This is a genomic window from Pseudomonas sp. S2_E01, from assembly GCF_054668365.1.
This window is the reverse complement of the sequence record NZ_CP162762.1, coordinates 1,768,588-1,780,834: the sequence shown is the minus strand read 5'-3', so window position 1 is coordinate 1,780,834 and position 12,247 is coordinate 1,768,588. Positions and strand designations below refer to the sequence as shown.

The window sequence follows — 12,247 nt, the reverse complement described above, 5'->3', positions numbered from 1 at the left end:
CGTCATGACACCGCTGCAAAAACAACCTCTGAAAAGTTTGTAAGTAAGTGCATCACCAATACATGCCACTACTTGCACACAACACCCTTTTAAGGATTCATCATGAAGAAGCAACTGATCGCACTTTCCCTGGGTCTTTCCGCGGCACTGGCTGGTACTTCGGCATTTGCCAACAGCGGGGTCATCAACTTCGAAGGTCGCATTACCAGCGCCACCTGCCCGATTGAAATCATCAACCCGGAGGATGGTTCCATCGGCAACCAGGTCAAGATGGGCACCATCGAGGCCAGCCGCTTCACCGCCATCGGCCAGGAATTCAAGGGCAAGAGCTTCGGCCTGCGTGTAACCGCCGGTGCCGGTTGCGGTTTCAACCCGGCCGACAACGTGGCCAAGGTGGTGTTCAACGGCAACGCTGACAGCTCGGGCGATTACTTCGCCGTGACGCCGACCAGCGACGGAGCCAAGAACGTGGTGATCTCCCTGCACGACAACGCCGGCCCGTTGAAGCCTGGCGCGGAGTCCGCGGAGTACGCACTCAATGACACTGGCTCCACCGACATGATCTTCAACGCCTACTACCGCTCCACCGCTGCCACCGTGACAGCCGGTACGGCATCCGCAGACATCCAGTTCGTCGTCGCCATCAACTGATAACCCCTGCCCTCTGGACACGACGCCCGGCGCGTCGTGTTCCAGTGTTTTCGATGCGTGCGGCGAGCCTCGCTGGCCGCACGCATGAAGGAGAACACCCATGCCTGGCAACACCCCGTTACCCGCTGTCTCGCGCTACGCTGCCGGTTTGTGCGTGGCGTTCATGTTGCTCGCTCACATCCCCGCCGCCCAGGCGGCACTGAGCATCGGTGCAACCCGAGTGGTTTTTGGCAGCGACAAGCGCAGCACTTCAGTGATCGTCTCCAACCCCAGCAATCGACCGTTCGCCGTGCAGACCTGGGTCAACACCGCCAGTGATGATGACACCACCGCCGTGCCCTTCATGCCCTCGCCGCCGTTGTTCCGGCTCAACCCGGGCAAGGAGCAACAGGTGCAGATCAACGGCTTGCCCAACGCGCTGCCCGAAGATCGCGAGTCGTTGTTCTATTTCAACGTGCAGGAAATTCCACAGGCCGAGGCTTTGGACGGCAACGTGCTGAACATCGCCCTGCGCACGCGTATCAAGCTGTTCTACCGTCCTGCCCAGTTGAAGGACAACCCCATGGCGCGCCTGAAGGACCTGCAATGGTCGCTCAAGCGGGTGGGTAGCCAGGTGCACCTGGTGGTGAACAACCCGACGCCGTTCCACGTGTCTTTCAACCGCGTCGAAATCAGCGGCAACGGTCAGAAACAGACCGTGCAAAACCCCGCCATGGTTGACCCCATGAACCAGCAGCATTTCGTGCTCGACGCCATCAAGCCCAGCCAGGGCTTGCAGGCAACCTTCTCGGCCATCAACGACTTTGGCGGCTTCAGCACGCCCTTGACCCTGCCGATTCAACTCGCCCCTTAGGGCACTCCCCGCACTCAACCGCCAGGAACACTCATCATGATTTCACTACCCGAGCGCGGGGGTGCGGCCGTGCCTGCGCGCCTGCCTTTTGCCCGGCTGCTGGTTATCGGTGGCAGCGGCCTGATGCTGCTGGAATTCCAATCGGCGCATGGCACAGAGCCCGTGCAATTCCAGAGCGGCTTCATGCGTCAGAGCGCCGCCCATGCCGGTGATGCCGGCTCCCTGGCCCTGCGCGCACTGGGTAACACCCAGGACCTGGGGCCCGGCCGCTATTGGGTCGATGTGCAGATCAACCTGCGCTATTTCGGCCAGCGCGAACTGGACTTTGAATTCGACCCCGGCACGCAACGTCTGTTGCCGTGCCTGTCCGCCGGTTTACTCGAAGAACTGGGCGTGCGACTCGCCAGCGTCGCCGACCCGAGCTTGCTCAACGGCCCGTGCGTGAACCTGTTCAGCCTGATCCCCGGAGCCGAAATCGACTTCGATGGCGGCAAGCTGGTACTGGCCATCTCGATTCCGCAGATCGCCATGCGCCGTGACGTAATCGGTCGCGTCGACCCCGACCTGTGGGACTACGGCATCAACGCCGCTTTCGTCAGTTACCAGGTGGCCGCACAACAGGGCTCCAGCCGCTACGGCGGCAAGAACAACAGTGAAGACCTGTACCTCAACAGCGGCATCAACCTGGGCGCCTGGCGCCTGCGCAGCAACCAGTCGCTACGCCAGAACGAAGACGGCAAGCGTCAATGGACACGCGCCTACACCTATGCGCAACGGGATTTGCCCGGTACTCATGCCAACCTGACACTGGGTGAAACGTTCACCGGCGGCGACGTCTTTCGCAGCGTGCCGATCACCGGTGCACTGGTGGGCTCGGACCTGGGCATGTTGCCCGATGCGATGCAGGGTTATGCGCCGATCATCCGTGGTGTGGCGCAGTCGCGCGCCAAGCTCGAAGTGTTGCAGAACGGTTACCCGATCTACTCGACCTATGTCAGCGCCGGACCCTATGAGATCGACGACCTCAGCACCGTCGGCGGCAGCGGTGAGCTGGAAGTGGTGCTCACCGAGGCAGATGGCCAGGTGCGCCGTTTCAGCCAGCCCTACTCCAGCATCAATAACCTGTTGCGTGAAGGGGTGTGGCGCTACACCGGCGCAGTGGGACGCTACAACCCCACCAGCAAGCTCGAAGACCCGTTGCTGTGGCAAGGCACGCTGGCCATGGGCACGATCTGGAACACCACGTTGTATGGCGGCCTGATGGCCAGCGAGTTCTATCGCGCCGGCTCCCTGGGCGTCGCCCGCGATCTGGGGGAGTTCGGCGCAGTGGCGCTGGATGTCACGCGCTCCGACGCCGACATAGATACCCGCAACATCGGTCAGGTGCAGGGAATGAGCTACGCGGTGAAATACGGCAAATCCTTCGCCACTCGCACCAGCCTGCGTTTTGCCGGTTACCGTTATTCCACCGAAGGCTACCGCGATTTCGAGGAGGCCGTGCGCCAGCGCAAACAAAGTACGCACTACTATGGCAACCGCCGCAGTCGCCTGGAAACGTCCATCTACCAGCACATCGGCTCGCGCAGTTCGCTGAGCCTGACCCTGTCCCACCAGGATTATTGGGGCAGCGACTACGAACAGCGCCAGTTCCAGTTCAACTTCAGTACCCAGCTGCAACACCTGAGCGTCAACCTGTATGCCTCGCAGTCGCTGAGCGATGACCGCAACGGCGGCGACAAGGACCGCCAGTTCGGCCTGAGCCTGTCGATGCCGCTGGATTTCGGCCACACCAGCAACGCGACCTTCGACCTGCAGAACAACGGCAGCCGCTACAGCCAGCGCGCCAGTCTGGGCGGCAACCTCGACGAAAACCGCCTCAATTACCGCGCCAGCCTGAGCAACAACGAGGGTCGCCAACAGGCCGCTTCGCTGTCGGTAGGTTATCAGGCGCCCTTCGGCAGTGTCGGGGCCGGTCTGACCCAGGCCAACGACTTCCGCAGCACCTCGATCAACGCCAGCGGCGCCGTGCTCGTGCACGCCGACGGTATTGCCCTGGGCCCGAACCTGGGCGAAACCAGCGCACTGGTGCAGGTGCCGGACATCGAAGGCGTCGGCATCGTCAACGCCACCGGGGTCAAAACCGATGCCAAGGGTTATGCGCTGATGCCGCATTTGCAGCCTTATCGTCTGAACCCGGTGGTGTTGCAAACCGATCACCTGGGCCCCGAAGTGGAAATCGACAACGGTGCGACCCAGGTCGTGCCGCGCCGCGGCGCGGTGGTCAAGGCGGACTTTGCCGCGCGTGCGGTCAACCGCATGGTCATCACCACGCGCACCACCGAAGGCGTGCCGCTGCCCTTCGGCGCCCAGCTCAGTGCTGCCGACGGCACGGTCATGGGCATTGTCGGCCAGGCCGGCCAGGTCCTGCTGTCCAGTGGCGCAGAACCGCAGACACTGAATGTGCACTGGGGCGAACAGGCCGAGCCGCAGTGCCGCCTGAGCATCGACCCCGCCACCATGGAACAGGCCCAGGGCTACCGTTTGCAGGCACTGACATGCCTGTGACCTGCGCCCAACCAGTTGCCACCCTTGACGCGGTTGCGAGGAAAAAACCGATGAAATCTTCAACACATCGCCTGTTGCAGGGCGCGGCACTGGCCGCCAGCTGCATGGCACCCCTGGCGATGGCCAATTGCACCTGGAATACCGGCGGGCCGGCGACCATGAACTACCAGCGCGATGTCGGCTCGTTGTATGTCCCGCGCGATGCCCGCGTGGGCACGGTCATCGGCAGTGTCGACGTCAACCATGCCACTCCCAACAATGCGGGCCTGATCGCCCGGTGCATGAACGACGGCACGCGCAACCTGGAATTCAACGCGCGTGCGACCACCGGCATTTTCCCGGGGCCGATCGACCCGATCGACGGCGAGGACGTCACCGGCAAGATCCTGCAAACCAACATCCCGGGCGTGGGTGTGCGGGTCAAACTCGCCTACCCGCTCAATGGCCAGGCGGACAATACCTTCCACCCCGTCGGCCCGCCCACGGTGCCCTACGACGCGTTCAACGACCGTATGCTGCTGACGTATATTTCGCTCAACAGCCTGCACAACCGCATCACCCTGGTCAAAACCGGGCCCATCGCACCCGGCCCGCAGGTGCTCGATGGCCGGGAGCTATTCAGTGGCCACATGAGTGACCTGGGCAAGGTGTTCGGCTACGGCCTGACCGGCACCATCATTCCCGCGCAGTGCAGCGTCAGCGCCAACCCGGTGAGTGCCGACCCCGTGCTGCTGGGCGACTGGGACACCAGCGATTTCACCGGGCCAGGCTACACCACCACGGCGGTGCCCTTCAGGATTTCCCTGAGTCAATGCGAGACTGACACCGGTAATGGTTTTGTCGCCACCGCCAACATTCGCCTGGAAGGTATCCTCGGATCGGCGCCCATCGGCCCGCCGGCCAATGGCATTTTCAGCCTGACCACCGATTCCAGCGCCAAGGGCATGGGCATCCAGGTGCTCAAGGGCGATGGCACCCCGGTGGAACTGGCCACCGAGGTCCCGCTGATCGCCATCACGCCAGGCAATACGCAGCTCGATTTCCAGGCCCGCTTCTACCAGACCGACCCACCCAACGCCGTCCACCCGGGCCTGGCCAAGGGGGCGTTGAGTTTCACCCTGACCTACAAATGACCTGTAGGAGCGGGCTTGCCCGCGATGGTCGTCAACGGTGACGCGGGCTGCCTGGATGCCTGCGGTGTTTGGTCTACCATCGCGAGCAAGCTCGCTCCTACAGTAGACCGCGATCCCCTGTAGGAGCGAGCTTGCTCGCGATGGTCGTCAACGGTGACGTGGGCTGTCTGGATGCCTGCGGTGTCTGGGCTATTTTTCGCGAGCAAGCTCGCTCCTACAGACAACCGCGATCCCCTGTAGGAGCGAGCTTGCTCGCGATGGTCGTCAACGGTGACGTGGGCTGTCTGGATGCCTGCGGTGTCTGGGCTATTTTTCGCGAGCAAGCTCGCCCCTACAGGCAACCGCGATCCCCTGTAGGAGCGAGCATGCTCGCGATGGTCGTCAACGGTGACGCAGGCTGTCTGGATGCCTGCGGTGTCGGGGCTATTTTTCGCGAGCATGCTCGCTCCTACAGACAACCGCGATCCCCTGTAGGAGCGAGCATGCTCGCGATGGTCGTCAACGGTGACGCAGGCTGTCTGGATGCCTGCGGTGTCGGGGCTATTTTTCGCGAGCATGCTCGCTCCTACAGACAACCGCGATCCCCTGTGGGAGCGGGCTTGCTCGCGATGGTCGTCAACGGTGACGTGGGCTGTCTGGATGCCTGCGGTGTCTGGGCTATTTTTCGCGAGCAAGCTCGCTCCTACAGACAACCGCGATCCCCTGTAGGAGCGAGCTTGCTCGCGATGGTCGTCAACGGTGACGTGGGCTGTCTGGATGCCTGCGGTGTCTGGGCCATTTTTCGCGAGCATGCTCGCTCCTACAGACGACCGCGATCCCTGTAGAAACGAGCATGCTCGCGATGGTCGTCAACGGTGACGTCGGCTGTCTGGATGCCTGCGGTGTCTGGGCTTCCATCGCGAGCAAGCTCGCTGCTACAGGTTTAGGGTGTGGGGAGTCAAGCGATGAGCAACGGTCGCAACGAATCGAAGCGTTTCCAGGTGCGCTTGCCGTCGAAGCTCACCGTGGCCCGCACTTCAAGGCGCTCATTGAGCTTGAAGCGTTGCAGGTCCGCCTTGGAAATGCGCCCCACGGGAATTTTCGGGGCCACCTCCGGTACCGGACCTTCGACGAGCGCAGGGATCACCACGGTCTGCATGTTGGCGTCGATGCCCCGCACTTCCACGCTGACGAACTGTTCGGTGCTCATGAACGACCAGTTTTCCATGGTGAAGTTGGCAAAATCGGTGACGGCCTTCAGACTCAGGTTTCCGCCCGAATCATCCTCCTCGCACTGGACCGTGGGCAGGCCGCTGATGTCATCCACCTGCAAGTTGTAGGTCTGGGATTTGTGCGGGTTGGCCACACCCGGCTCGTGAACCTCATAGGTCACCGTCAGGCTGCCACCGCTGTGCTGGGCGATTCTGGTTTTGGGGATACTGTACTGACGCGACCCTGGTGCCACCGGGGTTTCGGTGGTGTAGTCCCCCGGCGTACCGGGCTGCGCCCAATACACCACCACCCGCTCGTCGTCATTGATGACCGCCGTTGCTGGCAGCTCCACCGTGGCACCGTTGAGTGCCCGGGTCGGCACCAGCACCCCGCTGGATCCGCTGTTGCTGGCCTCCAGCACTTTCGCCGGAGGCAATACCCGGGGCACGACAGCGGTGTCCACGCTCAGCTCGACATGCACGGCGTAAGGCGTCTTGTTGCCCGCACGGTCCTCGACGCTGTACGACACAAACCGCGCACCGTTGCCGCGCAGGCGAATCAGGTCGCCGTTGGCCACCAGATCCAGGGGGCCGGTGTAGTTCTTGTCGTCCAGTTCGATAACGCCCGCCTGCTGGTAACCCCCGGCACTGTCGCTCCAATACCAGGTGATGCGATCCCACGGCTTGGGAGTCGTGTAGAGGGGGATGCCGGCCTTCACCTGATCGTTGTTCTGCGTGAGGTATTGGGCGGTGAGTTTGTTGGGCGGCAGTACCGCCGGCGGGAACACCAGGGCGTTGGCGGTCGCCAAGGTTGGGGCCAGGGTATCGAGGGTCATGATCAGCGGGTTGGAATCTTCCCAATCGCCGTTGTAGATCGTCGCGCGATACCGCAGCGAATGCTCACCGTCATTGGCGCGCAGCCATTGCTGGGGCAGCAGCACATAACGGTCGGTGTCGGTGATCGGCTGATCCCACGTGCGCACGACGAGCGGGTTGGGGTTGTTGTCCACGAACAGCTCGACCTTCTCTTCGCCCTTGGTGGGGTCCGAATACAACGGCACCGTGAACCAGACCTTAAGGTCGGTGCGGGTCAGGGCTTCGGGCAGCAGGTTGGTTTCGCCGCCGGGTTTGTCGGGCAGCAGCCCGACAACCTCAGGCGGGGGCATGAGCACATCAGTGGACTTGGCCATGAACAGACTCTCCTCGAACGCTCAAAGAAGAGAACCGCCCCACGCCCCCTGCAGGAGCGAGCTTGCTCGCGATGGTAGTCCAGACGACGCGGGGATACAGACAGCTAGCGTTATCGTTGACGACCATCGCGAGCAAGCTCGCTCCTACAAGGTGGGCGTATCACGGCCCTCATTTACCAGGTGTAGCGAAACCCCACATTGGCCCCCCACGGCTGCTCGATCTTGCTGCCGTTGCTGTAGTCGAAGTCTGCATGGAGCGACACCTTGTCGGTCACCGTAATGGCAACACCCGCACCCAGTTCGCCGCGCGAACCGCGCAGGTCGGTGTTGAAGCGGTTGTCGTTGACCGATACATCGGAGTTGTCGGCGAACTCATGCACGTAGGCCGCGCGCACATAGGGTTGTACGGTCTTGCCTTCTGCCCAGCTGTAGTTGCGACCGACCGTGGCACCCACCTTGCCGAGCAGCGAGTTCTCGCGATCACCCTTGGCTTTCAGGCCGTTGTCGAACGTGTAGTCGGCGCCTTCGAACGTGACCGCGGCAAACTGCACCGAAGGCTCGACGAAGTAGTCATCCGCCAGCTTGATGTGCCGGCCGAATTCCGCCGAAGCACCCAGGCCGTTGTTGTTGTAGTCGCCCTTGGTCTTGCGGCCATCGCTGAGTTGCACGTCGGCATCGTTTTGCAGGCGGTTGTACTTGATGACACCGTCGAAGTAGTAACCGCTGACGGCATCCAGCCAGGTGGCGTAAGTACCCAGGTAGTAGCTGTCGATGTCGCCACTGGTGCCACGGCTTAGGTCCAGGTCGGACTTGCTGTAACCGGCCAGCACACCCACCAGCCATTGACCGTCACCCACCGGCAACGGTGCATCGGCACCGAACGACACGCCCTGCTGCACTTGCTTGTAGGCAACGCCGGCGCTTTCGCTGACGTTGTACTTGTTGCCATACGCACGCATCCAGCCACCCGATTTACCGTGATCCAGGCGCACTTCACCCATGCGGCTGCGCAAGGTGCTGAGCTCGCCGTACCAGACCGTGCGCGCAGCGCTGAACAGCGCCATCACCGATTGAGTACCCGGGCTGATAGTGCGGGTGGCGGCATTGAGGTACCAGTCGTTGGCGCCGACCCGAACCAGGTCATAGGAATAGGTGCCCAGGTCCACCGGCCCACCTAGCAGGGAGAACTGCGCGTCACCGGCCGCGATATGCACCACTGCCGTCGAGAAGGCAGCCGTAGGTTCCGTGCCGCTGCTGTCCAGTGCCACGGTGTGCTCGCCGGTGGCAGTGCCGGTGACGGTCAGGGTGTCGATCTGTCCGGTGGTGAAATCGTTGTGCATGTAGAACGTGCCGCTGCCCGACAACTCGCCCACCGTCAGGTTGAAGAACTGCCCGGGGTTGCCAAACTGCACGCCGCCGCCATTGAGGGCCAGGTTCTCCACGGAGCCGTCGCCCACCATGATCCAGCGGGCATCATTGTTGATGGCCAGGTTCTCGACGTTTTCCAGGCGCCCGGTGAGCGTCGCGGCATTGTCCAGCGTCACATCGGCGTGGCTGCCCGCCTCGACCACGACGTCCCCTACCAACTGGCTGTTGTTGACGGCAAAGTTCGCCGAAGCACCATTTTGCACCTGCAACAGCACACCATTGCCACCGGTGAGCGTGGAGCCATTGTTGACCTGGATGTTGACCTTTTCGCTGTTGGGGTTCACCCCAACGACACTGATCGCGGCACCGCTCGTCCCTTGAACGGCCGTTTTGTCGAGGACAATCGAGTTGGCAGCTGGTAGTGCGTTGTCGGCAGACACCTCGATGCCGACGTCAGTGCCGATGATGGTGCTGTTGATCACGCTCAGTTTGCCACCAAAGGAGAGGATGCCCACGCTGTTGGCACCGGTGCCGCTGATCTTGCTGCCTTCAATGGTCACCTCACTGTTGCGGCTCATGGTGACGCCGATCTCGCCACCGCTGATTTCACTGTCGACGACCCGTGCCTGGGACGCGCCACCGGGCAGCTCGGTCAGGATCAAGCCGCTGCGGTTGCTGGTGACCTTGCTCTGGCTGATTGTGGCTGTGCTGTTGGCCAGGCTGATGCCATGCTCGTTGCCCAAAGCCGTGACCGTCGTACCGTTGAGCTGCAGGCTCGACTCGCTGGCGGCAATCTGGTTGGTGCTGGCGCCATTGGCCGTCAACTGTCCGCCCGTACGCAGTACATAGTCGTCCACCGGTGTAGTGCCGTCGATGGTTTGCGAGGCACCGTTTTCAATGATGGTCTGGCCCAGCACCAACGGGCTGGCGAACAGCAGTGGCCCCATGGCAAGCCATTTGAGAATGCGCGCAAGAGGGGTGACGGCAAAGGACGGGCTGGCATGCATGTTTATCGCTCCTGAAAGGTACACACAACGACTGTCTACAAACGCTTCGCACCTTTTCGTACAAGGGCCTGGCGTCAAACGGCGGCGATCCTAAGAATTTTCTTACGCGCGGTCTGTAGGACTAATCCGAAGCTGCTCAGAAACAACCTGTGCATGCCCGATGCGTGGAACGAAGGTCCTGCCTGCCAGCGTCGTGATGGGCGCCAACAGGCAGGGCTCGGGCATTTCGCCCTGTCATGGAGCCGGCGGCCTGGGGATTTCGCAGGAGTCATTGGGCCGCGTGAACGCTGTGCGGTTGACCTTTGGCGGGGAAGCGATCACTTCCGTGCCGTCATCGTGGGAGTACACGATCTTGACCCGTCCCCGGCGAAACGTCGCCGGATTTTCGGTCCAAAGCGGAAAGATGTGGAGGAGGTAGGGTTCGACGAAAAAATCGAAACCACCAAGGGGCGAGTCGGGCTGGCCCAATGTAAATTCCTTGCGAAAGATCGCTGTCGTAATGGGGTCGTCAGCGGCCGTCAAATCGTCGCCCTTCATCGGCGTAAACGTGACGTTGATCTTGTCGCCATCCTTGAGTTCACCTGAAAGGTCGGGGATCGTGACCTGCAATGCACCGTCGTCTCGCAACGCCATGCAACCCGGGTAATCAGGGTTGACCGCACCGTCGATTGAAGGAAAGCTCGCGGGTGGCAGCGTCACGGCAATGGCGTTGACCGCGACTTCCGTGGGCACTGAATGCAGTTCGTTGACCAGACCCGGCCCCGTGACACGGTAATGCACCAGGATCGGGTCGCCGTTGCCGGTCTCCTTGATGTAGGCCCAGGGAATATCGACGTTGTAATCCCCACCGGGAACATGGGTAGGGTCCTGGTCGTCAAAAACGACTCGCGCCTCGGCCACCTGCAACTCGCCCCAGTAGAACGTGATGATCTGATCGTTCTTGGCCTCGGTGTACCATTTGAAGTGGAACACCGCATCTTCGTCCTTGTCGGCGCGGGTCAGCTCATTGGTGCGCGTGCCATCGTGGTTTTTCACGTCGCCCTTGAGCAGGGACGGATGGATCGGGTTGGGCCAATCGACGGGAGGCCATGGGTTCCAGGGAAAGGCCACCTCGAGGTTGGTAGCGAAGCTTTCGGACAAGGGTCCGAACAACCGCCCGCTGCGAACGGCGTGGTAACTGACGAGCACCGGCTTGAGCCCGGTCGTGTTCTGTCCATACTCCTCCAGTATCAAAAGCGGTGGATGCACTGGAATCTCGAAGTTGGGCAGTGGCGCGGAGCCGGGGGAAAAGTCCCTCAGGGTTTTCGAGCCCCAGCTCACACGAATGGCGTCACCTTCCTTGTAATTGGTGTACTTGTCGACCCACACGCTCACGCCCTCCTGGACTTTCTCCATGGTCAGGAGGGGATCAGCTTGGGGGACCCGCGGTTCATTGGTCGGGTTGGGCAAAGGCCCGAAGGTCAGGGCGATTTTTTTATAGTTCGAGAGCTGGCTGGGGTTCTGCGCCTGGTCGACCAATACATAAAGCAGCACTGCTTCGGCATCGCCAAATTCACGAATCTTGTCGGCATCGATCTGCATGACCGTGTCAGCCGTGCCGGGACTGGGGACGGGGGCGTAGTAGATCGGGGTGAGCGTGGTCGGATCGGTCGGAATGTCATCGGCCGCGACCAGGTAAACGGCAACGATGTCCGTGGCCTCCCAATCCGTGTAGCCCGGCAGGGTGACGGCCAGCTTGCCACCGGCCGGCAGGTTGGAATCATCGAGGAAGTCGTCGGCGAATTCCGGGGCATCGGGCGGTGTACGGTCGTAGGGCGGCACGCGGTCAACCAGTACGGTCACTTCCAGGGAATGCGACGGAGGGTCTCCCTGGTAGTTGGTGTGCCTGTACCTCAGGATGCACGTGGCAACATTGGGAAAATCATTCGGATCGATGGTCATGACATACGGAAAGGTTTCCGGAAACTCGGTACCTCCCGCCGGGATCTTGAACTCCACTTCCAGCCCGATATCTTCGAACCTCCCGTTGCCCCTATCCACCTGCAACTGAATCTTGTCCCCGATCCTGGAACCCTCTGGAGGCAGTTCTTTCCACAACGGCACGGCGACGTCCAGCCCCTTGTTGACCTCCGGCCCCTTGAGCAAGCCCGTGGTCTTGTCGGCGTACATGTCGTCTTCGATGATCAGTTCTTTAAGGTCATCGACCAGCTTGGAGCGATACTCGGCACGCATCTTCAGGTAAGACTGATTGCTCAGCGTGCTCGGGGTCATTTGACTTGCCATGTTCCCA

General features: G+C 61.7%; 7 protein-coding genes. 4 read left to right on the top strand and 3 right to left on the bottom strand.

The window, feature by feature from the left end:
• Positions 1 to 102 precede the first annotated feature (102 nt).
• From AB4O36_RS08205 to AB4O36_RS08190, 4 genes are all read left to right on the top strand, one after another.
• Positions 103 to 651: a fimbrial protein gene (locus AB4O36_RS08205; RefSeq protein WP_460141438.1), complete on the top strand. Its 549-nt coding sequence runs from the start codon at positions 103 to 105 to the stop codon at positions 649 to 651.
• A gap of 100 nt (positions 652 to 751) precedes the next feature.
• On the top strand, positions 752 to 1,504 hold the full coding sequence (locus AB4O36_RS08200) for a fimbrial biogenesis chaperone (protein WP_460141437.1): 753 nt from the start codon (positions 752 to 754) through the stop codon (positions 1,502 to 1,504).
• A 36-nt stretch (positions 1,505 to 1,540) separates the two neighbouring features.
• Positions 1,541 to 4,069: a fimbria/pilus outer membrane usher protein gene (locus AB4O36_RS08195; RefSeq protein ID WP_460141436.1), complete on the top strand. Its 2,529-nt coding sequence runs from the start codon at positions 1,541 to 1,543 to the stop codon at positions 4,067 to 4,069.
• Positions 4,070 to 4,173: 104 nt separating this feature from the next.
• Positions 4,174 to 5,202: a fimbrial protein gene (locus AB4O36_RS08190; protein WP_460142126.1), complete on the top strand. Its 1,029-nt coding sequence runs from the start codon at positions 4,174 to 4,176 to the stop codon at positions 5,200 to 5,202.
• Positions 5,203 to 6,139: 937 nt separating this feature from the next.
• On the opposite strand, the gene AB4O36_RS08185 is transcribed toward AB4O36_RS08190, so the two are convergent.
• The 3 genes from AB4O36_RS08185 to AB4O36_RS08175 form a co-directional block, all read right to left on the bottom strand.
• A complete protein-coding gene (locus AB4O36_RS08185; RefSeq protein WP_460141435.1) occupies positions 6,140 to 7,582 on the bottom strand; it encodes a hypothetical protein in 1,443 nt (480 codons plus the stop codon).
• A gap of 173 nt (positions 7,583 to 7,755) precedes the next feature.
• Positions 7,756 to 9,957, bottom strand: a complete 2,202-nt coding sequence (locus AB4O36_RS08180; protein WP_460141434.1) for an autotransporter outer membrane beta-barrel domain-containing protein — start codon at positions 9,955 to 9,957, stop codon at positions 7,756 to 7,758.
• A gap of 234 nt (positions 9,958 to 10,191) precedes the next feature.
• Positions 10,192 to 12,240: a hypothetical protein gene (locus AB4O36_RS08175; protein ID WP_460141433.1), complete on the bottom strand. Its 2,049-nt coding sequence runs from the start codon at positions 12,238 to 12,240 to the stop codon at positions 10,192 to 10,194.
• Between the last annotated feature and the right edge of the window lie 7 nt (positions 12,241 to 12,247).